The sequence below is a fragment of the Ancylobacter terrae genome (assembly GCF_045108345.1).
GTDB lineage: Bacteria > Pseudomonadota > Alphaproteobacteria > Rhizobiales > Xanthobacteraceae > Ancylobacter.
This window is the reverse complement of sequence record NZ_JBJGXH010000001.1, coordinates 2,878,537-2,898,343: the sequence shown is the minus strand read 5'-3', so window position 1 is coordinate 2,898,343 and position 19,807 is coordinate 2,878,537. Positions and strand designations below refer to the sequence as shown.

16 protein-coding genes and 1 tRNA gene are annotated in these 19,807 nt (G+C 68.2%); 7 read left to right on the top strand and 10 right to left on the bottom strand.

Features of this window, described 5'->3' with window-relative positions:
- Positions 1-30 precede the first annotated feature (30 nt).
- Entirely contained in the window at positions 31-519 is a 489-nt protein-coding gene (locus ACEUEL_RS13895) for a contact-dependent growth inhibition system immunity protein (protein ID WP_405706249.1), read from the top strand.
- 242 nt (positions 520-761) lie between these two features.
- Here the strand turns inward: ACEUEL_RS13895 and ACEUEL_RS13890 are convergent, their stop codons facing one another.
- Complete coding sequence (locus tag ACEUEL_RS13890) at positions 762-1,145, bottom strand: hypothetical protein (protein WP_405706246.1); 384 nt, start codon at positions 1,143-1,145, stop codon at positions 762-764.
- Between the two features lie 121 nt (positions 1,146-1,266).
- Between ACEUEL_RS13890 and ACEUEL_RS13885 the strand changes: the two genes are divergently transcribed.
- Complete coding sequence (locus ACEUEL_RS13885) at positions 1,267-3,369, top strand: hypothetical protein (RefSeq protein ID WP_405706244.1); 2,103 nt, start codon at positions 1,267-1,269, stop codon at positions 3,367-3,369.
- 164 nt (positions 3,370-3,533) lie between these two features.
- Positions 3,534-3,607 (top strand) — tRNA-Gly (locus ACEUEL_RS13880).
- A 23-nt stretch (positions 3,608-3,630) separates the two neighbouring features.
- Here ACEUEL_RS13880 and ACEUEL_RS13875 read toward each other — a convergent pair.
- A complete protein-coding gene (locus ACEUEL_RS13875; protein WP_405706241.1) occupies positions 3,631-4,074 on the bottom strand; it encodes a MarR family winged helix-turn-helix transcriptional regulator in 444 nt (147 codons plus the stop codon).
- A 234-nt stretch (positions 4,075-4,308) separates the two neighbouring features.
- On the opposite strand from ACEUEL_RS13875, the gene ACEUEL_RS13870 reads away from it, so the two are divergent.
- Together ACEUEL_RS13870 and ACEUEL_RS13865 are read left to right on the top strand one after the other, a co-directional pair.
- Positions 4,309-4,503, top strand: coding sequence for a hypothetical protein (locus ACEUEL_RS13870; protein WP_405706238.1), 195 nt, complete (start codon positions 4,309-4,311; stop codon positions 4,501-4,503).
- Between the two features lie 41 nt (positions 4,504-4,544).
- Complete coding sequence (locus ACEUEL_RS13865; RefSeq protein ID WP_405706235.1) at positions 4,545-5,132, top strand: SCO family protein; 588 nt, start codon at positions 4,545-4,547, stop codon at positions 5,130-5,132.
- On the opposite strand, the gene ACEUEL_RS13860 is transcribed toward ACEUEL_RS13865, so the two are convergent.
- The gene (locus ACEUEL_RS13860) at positions 5,116-6,999 is read right to left on the bottom strand and encodes a glycosyltransferase (RefSeq protein WP_405706232.1); all 1,884 of its coding nucleotides are present in this window, start codon (positions 6,997-6,999) and stop codon (positions 5,116-5,118) included. The two genes, ACEUEL_RS13865 and ACEUEL_RS13860, sit on opposite strands and share 17 nt — an antisense overlap.
- Positions 7,000-7,128: 129 nt before the next feature.
- On the opposite strand from ACEUEL_RS13860, the gene ACEUEL_RS13855 reads away from it, so the two are divergent.
- Entirely contained in the window at positions 7,129-7,965 is an 837-nt protein-coding gene (locus ACEUEL_RS13855) for a transporter substrate-binding domain-containing protein (RefSeq protein WP_405706230.1), read from the top strand.
- 79 nt (positions 7,966-8,044) lie between these two features.
- Positions 8,045-9,706 carry a lysine--tRNA ligase gene (locus ACEUEL_RS13850; protein ID WP_405706227.1) on the top strand — a complete coding sequence of 554 codons (1,662 nt, stop codon included), beginning with the start codon at positions 8,045-8,047 and terminating at the stop codon, positions 9,704-9,706.
- Between the two features lie 138 nt (positions 9,707-9,844).
- Here ACEUEL_RS13850 and ACEUEL_RS13845 read toward each other — a convergent pair whose 3' ends face one another.
- The 7 genes from ACEUEL_RS13845 to dnaA form a co-directional block, all read right to left on the bottom strand.
- Positions 9,845-11,527, bottom strand: a complete 1,683-nt coding sequence (locus tag ACEUEL_RS13845) for a thiamine pyrophosphate-binding protein (protein WP_405706224.1) — start codon at positions 11,525-11,527, stop codon at positions 9,845-9,847.
- A 106-nt stretch (positions 11,528-11,633) separates the two neighbouring features.
- The gene (gene gyrB / locus ACEUEL_RS13840) at positions 11,634-14,063 is read right to left on the bottom strand and encodes a DNA topoisomerase (ATP-hydrolyzing) subunit B (RefSeq protein ID WP_405706222.1); all 2,430 of its coding nucleotides are present in this window, start codon (positions 14,061-14,063) and stop codon (positions 11,634-11,636) included.
- Positions 14,064-14,119: 56 nt separating this feature from the next.
- Positions 14,120-14,734, bottom strand: coding sequence for a LysE family translocator (locus ACEUEL_RS13835; protein ID WP_405706219.1), 615 nt, complete (start codon positions 14,732-14,734; stop codon positions 14,120-14,122).
- Positions 14,735-14,796: 62 nt separating this feature from the next.
- A complete protein-coding gene (locus ACEUEL_RS13830; protein WP_405706217.1) occupies positions 14,797-15,201 on the bottom strand; it encodes a VOC family protein in 405 nt (134 codons plus the stop codon).
- Between the two features lie 34 nt (positions 15,202-15,235).
- Complete coding sequence (gene recF, locus ACEUEL_RS13825) at positions 15,236-16,402, bottom strand: DNA replication/repair protein RecF (protein WP_405706214.1); 1,167 nt, start codon at positions 16,400-16,402, stop codon at positions 15,236-15,238.
- On the bottom strand, positions 16,399-17,529 hold the full coding sequence (gene dnaN / locus ACEUEL_RS13820; RefSeq protein WP_405706212.1) for a DNA polymerase III subunit beta: 1,131 nt from the start codon (positions 17,527-17,529) through the stop codon (positions 16,399-16,401). The genes recF and dnaN overlap by 4 nt, the downstream gene beginning before the upstream one ends.
- A 252-nt stretch (positions 17,530-17,781) precedes the next feature.
- Positions 17,782-19,218 (bottom strand): chromosomal replication initiator protein DnaA, encoded by a 1,437-nt coding sequence (gene dnaA / locus ACEUEL_RS13815; RefSeq protein WP_405706783.1) that lies wholly within the window; start codon positions 19,216-19,218, stop codon positions 17,782-17,784.
- Positions 19,219-19,807 lie beyond the last annotated feature (589 nt).

The window sequence follows — 19,807 nt, the reverse complement described above, 5'->3', positions numbered from 1 at the left end:
CTCGGCCGCGCATCCGCAGCCGAGGCGCTCATGTCGCGCTGGAAGAACAAGAGCCCCCGTCCCGACCATGAGCGCAGCCTCGAGGAGCTCGACGGCGAGCGCTGGGGCGCGCCGCTCTTCGATTCCTATGTCGTCACCACCTGCCACAGCATGCGGAAGAAGCCGCTCGTGACGCTCACCGACGAGGAGTTGCGGCTGGTGATCGGGCAGGGCTTCAGCCTCGAATGGCTGGTTCCCGTCGCGCTGGAGCGGCTGAAGCAAGACCCGCTGCGAGCGGGCGATTTCCATGATGGCGACCTGCTCGCCAACGTGCTCGCAATTCCCGCCGCCTGGTGGGAAACCCGCGCTGCCGAGACGCAGGCGCTGAAGGCCGCGCTTTCCCGCGCGCTTGACGATGAACGCCTGATCGATCGGTCGGCGGAGTGGTCGCCCGATCATCGGGACCCGCCGGACGAGCGGTTGATCCGGCTCGGCCATCAGGTCCGGTCCGTCGCGGCCCGGCTCGGGGTGACCGGTTGAGGCGGCCTGTCGCCACGGGCGCCGGTCCGACCTCCGACGGTCCTGCACGAAAGCGCGATATCGCGACGGCCGGCGGCCGCTCCTAGAACGAGACGGCCGCGCAGGCCAGCCCCGACATCGTCATCCCGGAACGGCCGTCAGGCCGTATCCGGGATCGCGCCGAGGCGAGGCCCGCCGCCGATCCCGGCTCTGCGCTGCGCTCCGGCCGGGATGACGGTGCCGGGGAGGGCGCGGGGATGCGATCAGCGTCGAGACGGCTCGCGCATGAACCAGTCGACGTTGAGCCGACCGGCCTCCCACTCCTTGATGATCATCTCGGCAGTGAACCGCTCCCAAGAGGGACCCGAACCCGCTTCAGCCCGCAATATCGCGATGGCCCGGCTCTCATCGAGCGGAATCATCAGATAAGCGGCTGCGGTGCGCACCCTCCTGTTTGGATGGAGCACGAGGCGAAGAAGCATCTCCAAGCCCCGATCCGGCAGGGAACGCATAAGGCGCGCCTGCCTGTACAACGCATCAAATGCCTTGTTCGCCGCTTTGACGTTGCCAGCCGTCATAAGCTCCTCCTGCGCGATCGCCAGACGGGCAATCTCGCTTTCGATCGTTTCGGGCGTGGCGGTTTTCATGTGTCACTCCCCCCGGAACGCGGCCCGCCCGGCAGCGGCGATCACGCCTTTGATGGTAGCCTAGTCTGCCCGCGAACCCCATTCCATCCCCGTTCATCCCGCCCGCGCTAACCCCCTGCGCATGCCGCTTCTGCTCGCCCGCCTGCCAGTCCTTCTCCTCGCCCTCGTCCTCCTCGCCGCCGCTCCCGCCCGCGCGGCGGAGCCGGTGCTCGATGTCCGCGATCCCGCCGCCCTCGCCCGCCTCGAGGCGGCGGGGTGGAGCTTCGCCGACGTGCTCGGCGTTCCCGGCGCCGCCACCACGCGCGCGCTGGGCGAGCGCAGCGCCGCCTTCCGCACCCTGCGCGCGGCGGTGGCGGGCGACGTCGCCGAGCTGCGCGCGGATATGCAGGCGCATGGCCGCCCGCTCTACGAGGTGACGGACGGCAATGTCGGCCGCGTGCTGGATCTGAACTGGCTCGCTTCGCCCATCGCCGCGTTCCGCCTCGCCGGCATCGTCAACCGGCTCGACCGGCGCGACTTCGTGCCGGAGGTCGAGGGGCGCGCGAATTGCGGCGAGGTCCGCTTCATCTATCGGCTCGGCTATGACGCGGCGCGTGCCGCCCCGGCCGCGCAGGGCAAGCGGCTCCGGCTCTCGCCGACCCGCATCGCCGCCTCGCGGCTGCCCTTCAGCCTCAACGTCGTCTACGCCGTGCCCGCCGACGCCGATGGCGGCTGCGCCGCGGCGGCGGCGCGCTGGCAGGGGGCGGAGAGCGTCGCGGCGGGGAACCCCGAGGCGCTGCTCGCCGGGCCGCTGGCGCCCGGTCGGCTGATCCTGCGGCAGATCGAGCTCAACGCGCAGGTGGTGCGCTTCCCCTCGGGCCAGGAACCGGGCTTTGGCGGGCAGGCGGCCTATCTGATGCGCGTCTTCGCCGTGATCGGGGAGGGCGCGGGCATGGCGCTGGCGCCCAAGCCGCTGGAGAACACGCCCGACGTCGCCCGGCTCAAGGCGGATGCGGCGCTGCGCGCGGCCCTCGTCGATTATGTGAAGGCCAACCTGCCGGCGATCGATATCGGCGTGTTCCAGCTGCCCGCGCCGCTGCTGGCGACGCGGGCGATCTCATGGTCCACCTTCGGCAGCGCCCGGCTCGCCAACCACCCCTTCGCCGCGCTGCTGGACGAGGCCGATCTCCGCGGGCTCGACCTGTCGGGGCTCGGCTATGTCCGCAGCCCGGCGGGGCTGGTCGAGCGGCTCGACAATGCGAGCTGCATGGGCTGCCACCAGGCCGGCGGCACGGCGGGCTTCCATTTCTTCGGGCTCGATGACGCCGCGACCTCCGATTACAACCGCGTGCTGCAGGGCATCTCGCCCCATTATGCGGCGGAGCAGCCGCGCCGGGCGGCCTATGTCGCGGCGCTCGCCGCGGGGCGGGTGCCGAACCGCTTCCGCCCGCTCTCCATCGCCCCGCCGGCGAGGTGGGACGGGGCGGCGGCGGAAGGGCGCGCGGCGGATTGCACCGACTGTCCTCACTGCACCGATCGTCCACCTGACTGCACTGATCGTCCACCCCGTTTCGAGCCCGCGCCGGGGCAGATGGCCTGCCTGGAGGAGGGCGGGAAAGCGGCCTTCGCGGCGGGCTGGACGTGTGGGGCAGGGGCGGTTTGCCGTGTCATCGGCGCAAACAAGGATCTGCCGATGGCGGTCGGACAGTGCATGCCCGCAAGCGAGCGGGGGGTCTTCGCAGGCCTCGCCTGCCTCGCCTGCCTCGCCGGCGCGGTCGAGACGGGGCCGCGCGCCTATCAGGACCGGTGGAAAAAGATCAGCCAGATCAATTCGTTTGCGCAGAAGGCGACGGTCTCGGCCTACACCTGCCGGCCGCCCCGGATCGGGGTTCCCGGCGGTCTCGCCTATCGCAAATGCGGCGCTGGCGACAAGGCCTTCGCCGGGATCGCGAAGGGCGGGCCGATGCCGGCGGAAATCTGCGGTCTCGCAGGCGGCAAGGATTTCGACGACTGCGCCGCGACCAATGATTTCGGCCGCTGCTACGAGGCCAGCGTGGTCCGCGGCATGCGCCCCGCCTGCGGCGCTAAGTCCTTCTGCCGAGAGGATTATATGTGCCAGGCGCTGCCCGCCGGCCTGCCCGGCGCGGGCCGGATCGACCGTGATGTCGGCTTCTGCTCGCCGACCTATTTCCTGTTCCAGATGCGCCTCGACGGCCATCCCGATCCGCTCACCGGGCGGCGCTGACGCGCGGCTGTTCGGCATAAGATATTGAAATCGATCGCAGACTTGTCTCTTTCGCGCGCGGGCCGGGTCGCCGCCCCGAGCGCCGCCAGCCGGCGAACAAATGCGCCGGATGCGCCCCGAACCCCTTGAAGCGCCGCCCTCTCCCCCCTAATGTGCCGCCGCACGCGGGCGTAGTTCAATGGTAGAACGGCAGCTTCCCAAGCTGCATACGAGGGTTCGATTCCCTTCGCCCGCTCCAGAAGTCCTTTCCGATCCAGGCCCTTATTCGCCTCCCTGCGAGGCAAGGCTGTTGCGCAGCCGGTCGATGGCGGCCTTCAGCTGGCCGATCGTGTCGGCATCCTGGCCGATCGCCTCGAAGATGCAGCCGGGGATGGTCTCGGCCTGGTCGCGCAGCGCGCGGCCGGCATCCGTCAGGAACAGACGCACCTGCCGCTCATCGGCGGGATTTCGCATCCGGCTGACGAGCCCGGACGCCTCGAGACGCTTGAGCAGGGGCGTCAAGGTGCTCGATTCCAGAAACAGCCGCGCGCCCAGACTGCCCACCGTCTGCCCGTCCTGCGCCCAGAGCGATACCATCACCAGATATTGCGGATAGGTCAGGCCGAGTTTGTCCAGCAGCGGCTTATAGGCACGATTGAAGGCATGGCTCGCCGAGTAGACCGCGAAACAGAGAAATCGGTCGAGATCGAGTGGATCCGTGGACATGGGTCGGCCAAGGGTTCGTGGGAGGCGCTCGATGCACTATCTTGTCGTGCGCGATAAATTGGCAAGCCCTGCTTCTGCATGGCTGACGCGTGGTCTTTGCGGCAGCGGCATTCGCCGCCGTTCAGCCAGATGTGATCGGATCGGCGCCGCCGTCGGGGTCGCTGCGAACCGTTGTGAGCGCTTTCGCCGCAGCGGGTCGTTTCCAACAGTGGTGAAACGGCTTTATGGTGCGGTATGTCGAGCAGTTCGCCGGTCCATCTTGATCCACCGCCGCACGCCTCGCACCGGGCTTTGCGGCTCGGCGGGATCGCTGTGATCCTGCTGCTCGCCGGTGCCGTGCTGCTGGCGGCCGCCCTGGCATTGTGGGCCAGCCATGGTTCCGCTGTTTTCTTTGATCTGATGGCGGCGGGTATCGCCTACTGCCTCTGAGGCCCCGCCTCCTCAAGCCCACGTGCAACGATTAGAGCATCATGCCGCAACGACGCGTCCTTCTCGTTCTCGCCGCCTTCCTCGCCGGCGCGCTGGTCATTGTCGTCTCGGTTATGGCGATGTTGCCCAAGGCGCCTCAGGTCGCCACGCCCTCCGCGGTGGGCGGACCCTTTCAGCTCGTGGACCAGGACGGGCGGAACGTCACGCAGGCCGAGTTTGCCGGCCAGCCCTTTCTGGTGTTCTTCGGGTTCACCCACTGCCCGGACATATGCCCTACGACGCTGTTCGAGGCCTCCCAGGCACTCGAAGCGCTGGGTCCCGATGCGCGCAAGCTTGCCGTGCTGTTTATCTCGGTCGATCCGGAGCGGGACACACCCGAGGTCATGAAGAGCTATGTCGGCAGCTTTCACCCGAGCATCCGCGGGTTGACGGGGACGCCGGAGCAGGTCGCCGCCGCGGTGAAGGCCTACCGCGCCTATGCCAAGAAGGTTCCAGGGCAGGATGGCGAATACACCATGGATCACACGGCGTTGGTCTATCTCATGGGGAAGGATGGCGCCTTCATCGCTCCCTTCAACCTCAAGCGTCCGCCGGCCGAGGCTGCCGCGGACCTCAAGCGCTATCTCTAGCAGAGCGGCGTCCACGCGAGCTGCGTGCAAGGCCGTGCTCGGTCTTCTCCCAGCGGAAGGGATCACGCAGCAGCTGGAGCATGGCGCGCCACGCGGCGAGTGACAGCAAAAGCCAATAGACCGGGATCAGCGGCAGCATGCGCCACGCCCCGGTGAGGCCGCGCCGGCGCATGCCGGCAACGCCGAACAGCCCTGCGCTCACATATCCCGCGATCATCGTGGTGGCGCACAGCGCATTTCCGAGGATTGCCGCCGGTGACGGGTCGGGATCGCCGCCAATGGCCAGGTCGGCGAGGAGGGCGATGAGAAAGAAGGGGTGGATCAGGGCCGAAAGCAGGCTGCCGCCGAGCAGCAGGACCAGGGTCATCGTGCCGAGCGCGCCGAGCCGCCCCCAGAGCGTGCGCGGGCGCCGGCAGTGTACCAGCAGGGTCTGGTACCAACCCTTGTTCCAGCGCGTGCGTTGCCGCAGCCAGACGCCGATTCCGATCGGGGCTTCCTCGTCGGTCTGCGAGGCGATGACCGCCGTGCGCCAGCCCGCCCGGGCAAGGCGTATGCCGAGATCGGCGTCTTCGGTCACATTGTACGGATCCCAGGCGCCCACGCTTTCCAGAACGTCGCGTCGGAAGTGGTTGGATGTGCCGCCAAGCGGCACCGGCAGTCTGAGCCGCGCCAGCAGCGGCAGCAGCAAATCGAACTGGCCCGCATACTCCGCCGCGAATTGCCGGGTGATCCAGCTGTCGGCGACATTGTCGATCGCCAGTCCCGCCTGGACGCAGCCGATCCGTCCGCGCGGGCGCTCGAGCAGGGCCTGAGCATAGCGCAGCTGCATAGGGTCCGGCTCGTCCTCGGCGTCGTAGATCGCGACCAGACGGCCCCGGGCGAACGCCAATGCCGCATTGAGCGCCTTCGGCTTTGTCCGTGGCCCGAGGGCCGGGGCCACAAACATCTCGAAAGGGCGGGCCGCCGCGTGGCGGGCGATCGCCGCCTGTGTTTCCACATCGTCGCGCTCCACGACCATGAGAATCTGAAGTTTCTCGGCGGGGTAATTCAGGCGGCGCAGCGAGGCCACCAGCTTCGGGACGACTGCCGCCTCCCGGTAGAGCGGGACCATCAGCGTGTATGTCGGCAGAAACCCGTCCCCGGATGCCGTTGCGGGAGGCGGCTGCGGTTCGTCGAAGCAGGCGACGATCCGCAGTGCATTCCAGCCCAGCAGCGGCAGGCAGACGGCTATGATGCCCATCAGCGCCAGCGGGGCGGGGAGAAGTAGCGCGCCGAACGGCGCAGCCGCCAGCAGGACGGCGATGCTCGCAAGCACGAAGCGCGACATGCCGAGCGTTGCGGCTGATCGGGTCGGGTGACGCCGGCGCAAGTGGAAGGCGGCGTGCTCGCCGAGGCGCCGGAAATGGTGCTTGCGGAGAAAGGCGGCGAGGCGTTGCGGGGTTGTCAGTCGCATGCGATCCCGCATGCCCTGCGACGAACCCGCCTCCGCGACCAGGCGCCTCAGGTCGAGCCCCTCCGCTGCGAGGGTGATGCTTCCGTCCGCGCGGCGCAGCACGCCGGTTCGCAGGATGGACTGCAGGTCCTCGTGGCTGCGGGGCTCGTCGAAGCTGTCGTCCAGCGGATCGATGGCGAGTCCGGTCTGGCGCGCGGCGGCGGTAATGACCTGGTCCGTGGTGGCGCGGGAATCAAGGACCAGAACGGTGTCGGCGCCGACGCCTAGGCGCTCCGCCCGCATCGCCGCGTTGGCCAGCGCGATGCCGTCGACGTCGCCGGCGAGGCCTGCCACTTCCCCCGGCAGCCACAGGTCTCGGGCCCGCGCCCCCTGCGGGCCACGGGCAAGCCCGGCAACGCGCCACCCCAGGTCCAAAGCCGCCTCCCCCGACCGCCGCGACTACTCGCCTCCCGCCATCCGACAGGGTACAAGCAGCGGACGGCGCGGCAAGCCATAGGCCCTCCAAGCGGGTTCCATATGCGGTATCGGACTATCGTTTTTGCAATGTGTGGCTTTGCTGCCGCGGTTCTGCTCGCTTTCGGCGAGCGTGCCGCTCTCGCCGCGGGTCCCGATGGCGTCAACGTCCCCGGCTTCTGGGATCCGAAGCGCCGGCCCGAACGCCCCGACGTGACCCGACTTCCGACCCAGATCCGCTTTGTGACGACCGATGATTATCCGCCCTTCAGCTTTCGCGACGGCAGCGGTCAGCCGATCGGGCTGAATGTGGATCTTGCCCGTGCCATCTGCGACGAACTCGCCATTACCTGCACCCTCGAGGTGAAGCCGTTCGAGGCTCTTGCCGAGGCCCTCGAGAACGGCTCGGCTGACGCGGCGATTGCCGGCATCGCGATCACGCCGTCGACACGTGAATCGATGGATTTCACGGACCGCTACTTCCGGTCGCCGGCCCGTTTCGTCGCGCGCCGGGACGACGCAGTGCTGCAGACGCGGCCGGAAACGGTCGCCTCCAGGTCCGTCGGGGTCGTCGCGGGCACGGCGCATGAGGCCTATCTGCGGGATTTCTTTGCAGAAACCGCCATCCGTTCCTTTCCTACCGCCGACGCTGCGCGCGAGGCGCTGCGGCGGAGCGAGGTCGATCTCATTTTCGGCGACGGCGTGCAGCTCGCGTTCTGGATCAATGGAACAAACTCGGCGAATTGCTGCGTTTTCATCGGCGGCCCCTTTACCGAGAGCCGCTACTTCGGAGAAGGCATGGGCATTGCCGTCAAGCGCGGCAACGATGCGCTGCGACAAGCGATCAACTATGCGCTCGCGCGCGTCTGGGAGAAGGGCGTCTACACCGACCTTTACCTGCGCTGGTTCCCCGTCAGCGTTTATTGAGATGCCGCGCCGTCATTGACGCCTCTGCGGCGACTTCCTAGTGTCCGCGCCCGTTCTTCAAGTGGCTAGAGGTCAGATCATGACGGCGACCGCGACGGTCGGAGATGTTGCGTCCGAACTGCGCGAGGTGGCGGAGACGTCCGGCGCCTGGCCGTTCGAGGAAGCGCGCAAGATCGTCGAGCGTCTCAAGCGGAAACCCAAAGCCGAAGTTCTGTTCGAGACCGGCTACGGCCCCTCGGGCCTGCCCCATATCGGCACCTTCGGCGAGGTGGCGCGCACCACGATGGTGCGCCACGCCTTCCGCGTGCTGACCGATGACAAGGTGCCGACCCGGCTGCTGTGCTTCTCCGACGACATGGACGGCATGCGCAAGATCCCGGAGAACGTGCCGGATCCCGTTGCGTTGCGGCCCTATCTGCAGATGCCGCTCACCGTCGTGCCGAACCCGTTCGGTGGGGACTATCCGAGCTTCGGCCACCACAACAACGCTATGCTCCGGCGTTTCCTCGACACCTTCGGCTTCGACTACGAGTTCGCCAGCGCGACGGACTACTACAAGTCCGGCAAGCTCGACGCCGTCCTGCTCAAGGCGGCGGAGACGTATGAGGCCATCATGGAGGTGATGCTGCCGACGCTGGGCGAGGAGCGCCAGGCGACCTATTCGCCCTTCCTGCCGATCTCGCCGACCTCGGGGCGCGTGCTGTATGTGCCGCTGAAGGAGGTGAACGCGAGGGCCGGCACCATCACCTTCACCGACGAGGACGGGGTGGACAAGACCGTCCCGGTCACCGGCGGCCAGGTGAAGTTGCAGTGGAAGCCGGATTTCGGCGCCCGCTGGGCGGCGCTCGACGTCGACTTCGAGATGTTCGGCAAGGACCACCAGACCAACGCGCCGATCTATGACCGCATCTGCGAGATCCTCGGCGGCGTGGCGCCGGAGCATTTCGTCTACGAGCTGTTCCTCGACGAGAACGGCCAGAAGATCTCGAAGTCCAAGGGCAACGGCCTGACCATCGACGAATGGCTGACCTATGCCAGCCCGGAGAGCCTCGCGCTGTACATGTTCCAGTCGCCGCGCTCGGCCAAGAAGCTGCATTTCGACGTCATCCCTAAGGCGGTCGACGAATATTACAACTTCCTCGCCCGCTACCCGGCGCAGGACGGCAAGAACCGCCTCGGCAACCCGGTGTGGCACATCCATTCCGGCGCCCCGCCGGCGGAGGACATGCCGGTCTCGTTCGGCCTGCTGCTGAAGCTCGCCTCGGCCGCTAACGCCGAGGACAAGGACGTGCTGTGGCGGATGATCCACCGCTACGCTCCCGGTGTCAGCGCGGTCAGCCATCCCGCGCTCGACCGGCTGGCCGGCTATGCCGTGCGCTATTTCATCGACCGGGTGAAGCCGCGCCGCGCCTTCCGCCTGCCGGACGCGGTGGAGGCCGGTGCGCTGGCCCAGCTCGACGCGGCGCTCGCCGCGCTCGGCCAGGAGGCCGAGACGGCCGCGATCCAGGATGCGGTGCTCGATGTCGCCCGGCCCATCCCGCGCTATCAGGACCAGAAGCGCAAGGGGCCGGACGGCGGGCCGGGCGTCTCCTTCGCCTGGTTCAGCGCGCTCTACGAGCTTCTGCTGGGCGAGAAGGAAGGCCCGCGCTTCGGCACGTTCGTCGCCGCCTACGGCATCACTGAAACCCGCGCGCTCATCGCCCGCGCGTTGGCGGGGGAATTGGCAAAAGGCGCGGCCTGACGGGTTCTCGACGCGGGGTCACCTAATTCCGGTCATGGCCGGGCTTGTCCCGGCCATCCACGACTTAGCGTGCTGAACGGCATGGATGCCCGGGACAAGCCCGGCCATGACGCGTGGACTTCTGGGAAAGCCGCTTGCTCAGCCCTTTTCCAGCGCCTTCTCGCGGATCGCCGAGAGCGTGGCGACCGGGGTGATCGCTTCAGGGTCGAGCTTTACGTGAATCAGGGCGGGCTGGCCCGACGCCAGCGCGGCGTCGAAGGCGGGCGCTAGTTCGGCGTCCTCCGTCACCGTGTAGCCCACGCCACCGAACGCGCGCGCATAGGCGGCGAAATCGGGATTGCGCAGCTCGGTGCCGAATACGCGGCCGGGGAACTCGCGCTCCTGGTGCATGCGGATGGTGCCGTACATGCCGTTGTCGACCACCACCGCGATCACCGGTATGCCGTACTGGATCGCGGTGGCGAATTCCTGCCCCGTCATCAGGAAATCGCCGTCGCCGCACACGGCGATCACCGGCCGGTCAGGATAGGCGAGCTTGCCGGCGATCGCCGCCGGGAAGCCGTAGCCCATGCTGCCGCTGGTGGGTGCGAGCTGGGAGCCGAAGCTGCGGAAACGGTGGAAGCGATGCACCCAGATGGCGAAATTGCCGGCGCCATTGCAGATCGTCGCTTCCGCCGGCAGTTCGCGCAGGCGCCGGATCAGCGTGCCCATCTGCACCGCGCCGGGATTGGCCGGGATGGCCTCGGTCCAGCCGAGATAATCGGCCCGGGCCTCCTCCCGCCATGCCCGCCAGGCGATCTCGTGCGGCGGCTGCACGCCCTCCAGCGCCGCCGCGAAGGCGCCCGCCGAGGCGTGGATGGCCAGCGCGGGCTGATAGACGCGCCCGAGCTCGCCAGCCTCGGCATGGACATGCACCATCGGCACGCCCGGATCGGGGATCGGGAAGAGCGAATAGCTCTGCGAAGGGATCTCGCCGAGCCGCCCGCCCGCGACGATGACCAGGTCGGCACCCTGTAGCCGCGCCTTCAGCTTGGGATTGATGCCGAGGCCGACATCGCCGGCGTAGCAGGCGTGATCGGCGGGAAACAGCATCTGCCGGCGGAAGCTTGCCGCTACCGGCAGGTCGAAGCGCTCGGCGAAGCGGGTGACCGAGGCGGTGGCGCGGGCGTCCCAGCGGCTGCCGCCGAGGATCATGACGGGCCGCTTCGCCGTCCAAAGCAGCTTCTGCAGCCGCATCATGTCGGTGAGGCCCGGCCAGGTCTCGGCCGGCTCTACGGGAGGAGCGTCGGCCACACTGGCGACCTCCGCCAGCATGTCCTCGGGCAGCGCGACCACCACCGGTCCCGGTCGGCCCTGCATGGCGACGCGGAAAGCGCGCGCGATGATCTCCGGAACCCGCTTCGCCTCGTCGATCTCCACCGCCCACTTGGCCAGCGAGCCGAACACGGCGCGGTAGTCGACTTCCTGGAACGCCTCGCGCCCGCGCATGGAGCGCCCGATCTGGCCGACGAACAGGATCATCGGCGTCGAATCCTGCTGCGCCACATGCACGCCGGCGCTCGCATTGGTCGCGCCGGGACCGCGGGTGACAAAACAGATGCCCGGCCGGCCGGTGAGCTTGCCGGTGGCCTCCGCCATCATCGAGGCGCCGCCTTCGTTGCGGCAGATGACGAACTCGACCGCGGTGTCGGCGAGCGCGTCGAGCACATCGAGATAGCTCTCGCCGGGCACACCGAAGGCGCGGGTGACGCCGTTGGCGACCAGCGCGTCGACGAGCAGGCGGGCGCCGGTACGGGCGGGGAGGGAGGGGGCGGTGTTCATGACGGCACCCGGATCCGGTCACAGGGGGAAGGAGGACGCACCGTGACGCGAACGCCCCGGCGCTGGCAAGGGCGCCGCGCGCCGCGCGCCCCGCCCCGGAACCGCGTCAGACGTCGACGCTCGCCTGCAGCGCATTGTCCTGGATGAATTCGCGGCGCGGTTCCACCACATCGCCCATCAGGCGGTTGAACAGGTCGTCGGCATCGGCGACCTCCTTCACCTTGACCTGCAGCAGCGAGCGTGCGTTGACGTCGAGCGTCGTTTCCCAGAGCTGCTCGGCATTCATCTCGCCGAGACCTTTGTAGCGCTGGAGGCCGCTCACGCCCTTGCGGCCGGCGTCGGTCACGGCGTCGAACAGGTCGAGCGGCCCGTTGACCAGCACCTCGCCGCCCTTGCGCCGCAGCTTCGCCGGGGCGGCGTGGATTTCGGCGAGGTCCTGCCCCAGCGTGTCGAGCCGGCGCGTCTCCGCCGACTGCAGGAAGGCCGCGTCGAGCACGGCGACTTCCTTGACGCCGCGCACGGTGCGCACGAAGCGGTAGCCGCTCGGATCGGCCTCGCCGTGCCAGCCGCGCTCGATATCCTCGGCGACGAGGTCGAGGCGGCGGGCCACTTCGGTCGCCGCTGCGTCCGCCGCCGACTCGTCGGCGAGACGGCCCGCCGACAGCGCGCCGGCCAGCGCCGCCTGCTCGACCACCGCGCGGTTGTACCGCGGATGCAGCGAGCCGAGAACCGAACGGAACGACCGCGCCCGCTCGACCACGGCCTGGAGATCGGCGCTGCCGAGCACTTCGCCCGAGGCGAGCGCCAGCGTCGTCTCCTGCAGCCCCTGGGTGATCAGGTAGTCTTCCAGCGAGCGTTCGTCCTTGAGGTATTGCTCGGACTTGCCGCGCGTGACTTTGTAGAGCGGCGGCTGGGCGATGTAGATGTGCCCGCGCTCCAGCAGCTCCGGCATCTGCCGGAAGAAGAAGGTCAGCAGCAGCGTGCGGATGTGGGAGCCGTCCACGTCCGCGTCGGTCATGATGATGATCTTGTGGTAGCGCAGCTTGTCGACGTTGAAGTCGTCGCGGCCGATACCTGTGCCCAGCGCCGTGATCAACGTGCCGATCTGCTCGGACGACAGCATCTTGTCGAAGCGGGCGCGCTCGACGTTCAGAATCTTGCCGCGCAGCGGCAGGATCGCCTGGAAGGCGCGGTTGCGGCCCATCTTGGCCGAGCCGCCGGCCGAATCGCCCTCGACGATGAAGAGTTCGGACTTCGCCGGGTCTCGCTCCTGGCAGTCGGCCAGCTTTCCGGGCAGCGAGGCGACGTCGAGCGGGTTCTTGCGCCGCGTCAGCTCGCGCGCCTTGCGTGCCGCCTCGCGGGCGGCGGCGGCCTCCACCACCTTGCCGACCAGCGACTTCGCCTCGGCCGGATTTTCCTCCAGCCAGTCGCCGAGCGCCTCGTTCACCAGCGCCTCGACCACCGGGCGGACCTCGGAGGAGACCAGCTTGTCCTTGGTCTGCGAGGAGAATTTCGGGTCCGGCACCTTCACCGAGAGCACAGCCGTGAGCCCCTCGCGGCAATCCTCGCCGGTCGGGTCCACCTTCTCCTTCTTGGCAAGGCCCGAGCGCTCGGAATAGCCGAGGATCTGCCGCGTCAGCGCGGCGGCGAAGCCGGTGAAGTGCGTGCCGCGATCGCGCTGCGGGATGTTGTTGGTGAAGCAGAGCACGTTCTCGTGGTAGCCGTCGTTCCACGAGAGCGCGCATTCCACCGTGATGCCGTCCTTCTCGGCGCGGATCACCACGGGCTTCGGCAGCAGCGCCTGCTTGGAGCGGTCGAGATAGCGCACGAACGCCTCGACGCCGCCCTCGTACATCAGTTCCTCGGTCTTCACCTCGGCGTGGCGTGCGTCGGTGAGCAGGATGCGCACGCCGGAATTCAGGAAGGCGAGCTCGCGCAGCCGATGCTCCAGCGTGGCGTAATCGAAATCGACCTTCGTGAAGGTCGCCGGCGAGGGCAGGAACGTCACCTTGGTGCCGCGCGCGCCCGCCGGCGCCGGGCCCACCACCTTCAGCGGGGCTTCCGCGTCGCCGTGGCGGAAGCGCATGAAATGCTCCTGCCCGTCGCGCCAGATGGTGAGGTCGAGATGGGTCGACAGCGCGTTGACGACCGAGACGCCGACGCCGTGCAGGCCGCCCGAGACCTTGTAGGAGTTCTGGTTGAACTTACCGCCGGCGTGCAGCTGGGTCATGATGACCTCGGCCGCCGACACACCCTCCTCCGGGTGGAGGTCGGTGGGGATGCCGCGGCCATTGTCGGTGACGGTCACCGAGCCGTCGGCGTTCAGGGTCACGGTGACGAGGTCGGCATAGCCGGCGAGCGCCTCGTCGATGGCGTTGTCGACCACCTCGTAGACCATGTGATGCAGGCCCGAGCCGTCATCGGTGTCGCCGATATACATGCCCGGCCGCTTGCGCACGGCGTCGAGGCCCTTGAGGACCTGGATCGACTGGGCGCCATATTCGTCGGGTGTGGGCACGTGTGCCGGATCGGCCATGGAATGCGTCTCGAATCGTTTGGAGTGTCAGGGATTCTTGTACCGCAAACGCGCGGTCATTTCGTGGCGACGACGACCGCCGCGCCGGCCATGGCGGTGCCGCAGGCGCGGTTGATCCAGCGCACCGCCCGCTGGCTCGCCACCATCCGCCGCGCCCGCCCGGCGAGTACCACATAGGCCGCGAACACGCCGGCCAGCACGGCGGTGATGACCACGCATAATTCGGCGAAGCCGAGCGCGGTCAGTCGGTCGAGATCGATGATGCTCGGCAGCAGGGCGAGGTAGAACGCCATCGCTTTGGGATTGCCCAGCGTCATGCCAAGCCCGGTGAGGAACAGGCCCGCGGCCGATCCCGGCTCGCGGATGGTCGCCGCGTGCGGCGCGTCGGCCGGGGCGGTCCACAGCCGGAAGGCGAGATAGGCAAGATAGGCCGCTGCCGCGAGGCGCACCACGATGAACAGCGAGCCCAGCGCCGCCGCCAGCGCGGCAAGTCCGAGCGCCGCCGCCGCGAGCCACACCATGTCGCCGAGGATGATGCCCGCCACCAGCGGCACCGCGCCCTCGCTGCCACGCGCCAGCGTGCGGGCGACGACAGCGACGACGCTCGGCCCCGGAGAGGCGGCGGCCAGCGCGAGCGCTCCCGCGAAGACGAGCAGACCGATGAAATCCATTGACCCTACGTGCGCGCTCGCGCGCGAGAGGTCAAGGGGCAGCCGGCCGGCGCGGCGTGCGATCAGCCCTTCCCGCCGTCGTCGGGGCGATGGCAGACCGCCTCGATGCGGTTACCGTCGGGATCGAGCACGAACGCCGCGTAATAGGCAGGGTGATAGGCAGGGCGTAGGCCCGGCGGGCCGTCGCTGCGTCCGCCATGGGCGAGGGCGGCGGCGTGGAAGGCATCGACCGCCGCGCGGCTCGGCGCGCGCAGGCACCAGTGCCGGTTGTCCGGCACCAGCGTGCCGCGCGTAGCGACGATCGACAGATAGGTGTGGCCGTCATCACCCGCGCGGTTGCGGACACCGTAGCCGGCCCCGCTCTCATCCCGGCGCACACAGGGCACGCCGAGCGCGGCCATCACCGCATCCCAGAACGGCGCGGCGCGGGCGACATCCGAAACGGTGATCGAGACATGGTCGAGCATGGCCGGCTCCGCGTGTTGTGAAACATCCTGCCGGTCAATCCGGCCGCACCACTCCCGGCGCAACGGTGAAGCGTTCCGCCCGCTCGTCCAGCGCGGCGAAGGCGGAAGGGTCGGCGCCGCTCATCCACACCTGCGCGCCCAGATGATCGAGGGCCGTGAACAAAGCCGCACGTCGGTCGGGATCGAGATAGGCGACGACGTCGTCGAGCAGCATCACCGGCGCAAGGCCCGCCATCTCGCCCACGAGACGCGCATGGGCCAGAGTGAGGCCGATCAGCAATGCCTTCTGTTCGCCCGTAGAGCCGAGCGCTGCCGGCAACGCCTTCGGGCCGTGGCCGACCAGCAGGTCCGTGAGATGAGGGCCATCGAGGGTACGGCCTGCGGCGCGGTCGCGCGTGCGCGAACGCCCCAGAGCCAGCCTGTAGTCGTCTTCGACGGTCGTCGCCGACTGCTGGCCGAGCGCCCGTTCCACCGATCCGTCCAGTTCAATAGTTGCCCAGGGAAACAGGGAGCGGTCGTCGCGCCCCGCGGCGATGCCGGCCGTGAGGCGACGCACGCTTTCCGTTCGCGCGGCGGCCACGGCGATCGCCAGCGCGGCCAGTTCCTGCTCGATCGCATCGAGATAGCGTGCGTCGGACGCCGGATCCTCCAGCAGCCGGTTGCGTGAGCGCAGCGCGCGCTCCAGCCCGTTTACGCGCGCACCATGAGAGGCGTCGACCGCGAGTACCAGCCGGTCGAGAAAGCGCCGACGTTCGGAGGGCGGACCAATGAAAAGGCCGTCCATCTCAGGTGTCAGCCAGAGGATACGCAGATGATCGGCAAAGGCGGCAGCGGAGCCGACGGGCACCCGATCGATCCGGCAGCGGCGGGCTCTCGCCTCGGTGCCGGGGTCCGCCTCGGTGCCGGTGCCGAGCATCACCTCGCCGAAGGCGCCATCAACGGTCGCAGCAACCGCCCATGAGAGCGCTGCCTCGCCGGATTCCGCTCGCATAGCGAGCTGGTCGACCGATGCGCGCCGCAGCCCGCGACCCGGTGACAGCAGCGAAATGGCTTCCAGCAGGTTGGTCTTGCCCGCTCCGTTCGGTCCGAGCAGAACCACCGGGCCTTCGGACACGCGCAGCAGCGCGGCGGAATAGCTGCGAAACTGCGTCAACCGGAGCGAGGTGATGCGCGCATGTGGACGCGCGACGAGCCCGGTCACACCCGCATCGGCATCAGGACATAGAGCGCGCCGCGCTTCTCGGGGTCCTGCACCAGCGTCGGTGACCCGGGGTCGGCCAGTTTCAACTCGGCGCTACCGCCCTCGAGCTGCCCGGTGATGTCGAGCAGGTAGCGGCTGTTGAAGCCGATATCGAGCGGCTCGGCATTGTATTCAACCTCAAGCTCTTCCGTGGCGCTGCCCGAGTCGGGATTGGTCACGGACAGCACCAGCCGACCGTCGGCGAGCGCGAGCTTGACCGCCCGGCCGCGTTCACTGGCGACCGTGGACACGCGATCAACGGCGGCCGCGAACTCGGCCTTGTCCACCACCAGCGTCTTGTCGTTGGCGAGCGGTATCACCCGGCCATAGTCCGGGAAGGTGCCATCGATCAGCTTGGAGGTCAGGATGACGCTGGCCAGCGAGATGCGGATCTTGGAGCTTGAGAGTTCGACCGACACCTCGGTCTCGCCATCCTCGACCAGCCGTTGAATCTCCGCCACCGTCTTGCGGGGGACGATGACGCCGGGCATGCCGATGGCACCGGCCGGAGCCGCGGTCTCCGCTTGGGCAAGGCGATGGCCGTCCGTTGCCACCGCGCGCAGCGTGGGCTGGCCCCCGTCGGTCACATGGAGGTAGATGCCGTTGAGATAGTACCGTGTTTCCTCGGTCGAAATGGCGAACTGCGTCTTCTCGACAAGCCGCTTGAGCTCGCCGGCGGGCAGGCTGAAGCGATGCGAGGGCTCGCCGGCGGCAAGATCGGGGAAATCGGTCTCGGGCAGGGTCTGCAGGGTAAAGCGCGAGCGGCCGGCGCGTACCGTGAGGGTGCCGGAGTCGCGCCCGTCCGTGGCCGCTCCGGTTTCGATCTGGACCTGCGAACCGTCGGGCAGCTTGCGCACGATATCGTAGATCGTGTGCGCCGGCACGGTGGTGCCCCCTTCGCCGGCGACCTCGGCAGCGATGGTCTCGACGATCTCGATGTCGAGATCCGTGGCCTTCAGCGCCAACCCCCGCGGACCGGTCCGCATCAACACATTCGCCAGGATGGGAATGGTGTTGCGCCGTTCGACGACGCGATGGACATGGGCGAGGGACTTGAGCAGCTCGGCCCGCTCGACAGTGACCTTCATGGCCGCGTTACCCGTACTCTTCTCGGAAACACTGGACGCGCAGGACGCGGCGGCCAACGGACGTCCTGCAAGGCGCTACCCCGCAGGCGACGTGCCCGACACTCCCGGCGTGGCGGCGCGGGCGCGCCACCGGGCGGACGACATTGCCGATCCGGTGGCCATTGTGCAAGGGCGAACCGTTTGCGGGGGAACGATTGATGGGGACGACAAGGGGGAACTGCGGGGAAAACCTCCCGCGCCGCTGAGTCCGCTCTATTCGTCGACCTCCCGCTTGATGGCCTCGACCTCATCGGCGAGCGCACGATCGCGGCCGACCAGGCCTTCGATCTTGCGCACGGCGTGAAGCACGGTGGTGTGGTCGCGGCCACCGAACCGCCGCCCGATTTCGGGCAGCGAGCGCAGCGTCATGATCTTGGCGAGATACATGGCTATCTGCCGGGGCTTCACGACATTTGCGGTGCGGCGCTGCGAGAGGATATCCGCGCGGCTGACATTGTAGTGCTTGGCCACGACCCGTAGAATGTCATCTACGCGCACACGCTTCGGCTCGGCTGACCGGACCAGATCGCGCATGGCGGTTTCCGCCATTTCCAGCGTGATCGCACGGGCGGCGAAGCGGTTGTGGGCGAGGAGGCGGTTCAAGGCGCCGTCCAGATCCCGGCCGTTCTGCCCGCAATTGCGGGCGATGAAGGCGAGCACATCGGCGGGAACGGCAAAACCCGGATGCGTTTCCGCCAGCGCCGCGACGCGTGCCGTCAGGATGGCGTGCCGCAGATCCTCGTCGAGCGGCGCGATCTCCGCCACCAGCCCGCCTGCGAGCCGCGAGCGGACCCGCTCGTCGAGCGCGTCGAGTTCCGAGGGCGGTCGGTCAGCCGCGACCACGACCTGCCGGCCGCTGTCCATGAGCGCGTTCAACGTATGGCAGAATTCCTGCTGGACGCTCTTTCCCTGAAGGAACTGGAGATCATCGATGATCAGGACGTCGATCCCGCGCAACTGGTTCTTGAAGGCGATCGCCGACTGGTTCTTCAGGGCCGCGACGAAGCCGTACATGAAGCGCTCGGCGGTCAGGTAGACGGCCCGCTGGCCACGCCCGACCACAGCGGCGGCGAGGGCCTGCAGCAGATGTGTCTTGCCCAGACCGACCGCCGCGTGGAGGTAGAGAGGGTTGAATACCGTTCCGCCGCCGTTCGGCGCGTCGGCCACCTGCATCGCAGCCGCCTGGGCGAGTGCATTCGACCGGCCGACCCGATAGGTGGTGAAGGTGAGGCGGGGGTCCAGCGGCGATCCGACACTGATGTCGGCGGTCGCGTTAGGGTCCCGCCCGTCGTCGAGCGGGCGTCGCGTCGGCTCGTCGGAGGCGCTCGTGCGGCGGCGCGGATCCCCGTGGCGGACAACGGGGCGGGCGGCGGCGGAAGGCTGTCCGCTCGGCCGCATCACCGCTGTGCGCATGGCCAGTTCGACATGGCCGGTGGGGCCAAGTTCATCGCGGCACAATTCGTTGAGCCGGTCGAGATAATGGCTCTGGATCCAGCTCTTGAGAAACCGCGTCGGAATCGACAGCAGCATGCGGCCATCAACGACGCCTTCCAGTTCCATGCGCGCAAACCAGCTGAGATAAATCTCTTCGCCTACTTCCGCGCGCAGGCGGCTGCGGATTCGCGTCCAGGCATCATTCGGGTCGTTCATCGTAGATTGTGCGCCTTTGAAATCTTCCACTTCCGCGGGAAAAAGCGAGTCTGCCGAGAACTCGTTCTGGTTTGGCTTGAACATGCGCGATATCTCCCGCCACGACGGACGAAGGCGATCGGTCGGCAAGCTCGCCGAGCCGACTCGCGAGCGCTCGAACGCATCGGTATCCGGCGTTCGTGCATCTCTGGTGATTGTCTGGAAGAACGACGCTCGTTCAGCGCGGATCGGCCCGGCCACGGCAAGCGCATTCCGACTCCCCCGGGGAGGCCAGAGGAGGCCCGGCTGTCGTGCCGCGGCAGCGCTGCCCTGTCGCGAGGCGGCTCGTCTCAGCACCGGCCCCGGCCATGTCATGCCATGCGTTCCGAGGACCGCACGTGTCAATGCTCATAGTCGCCCCTTTACGGGCAACATTGTTGCCCGCCCTCTTAATATTTATTCTTGTACGAAAAGCGATGAAGCAACGCTTGGAGAACTTACAACAAGTCTTCCGCACTCTTTCGCAGAAGAACGATGTAATGCTGTTCGCAATGCGTTCCGCGGACGAGAGTTCTCGTATCAAAAAGCACGGAACTACCTCCCCACGACG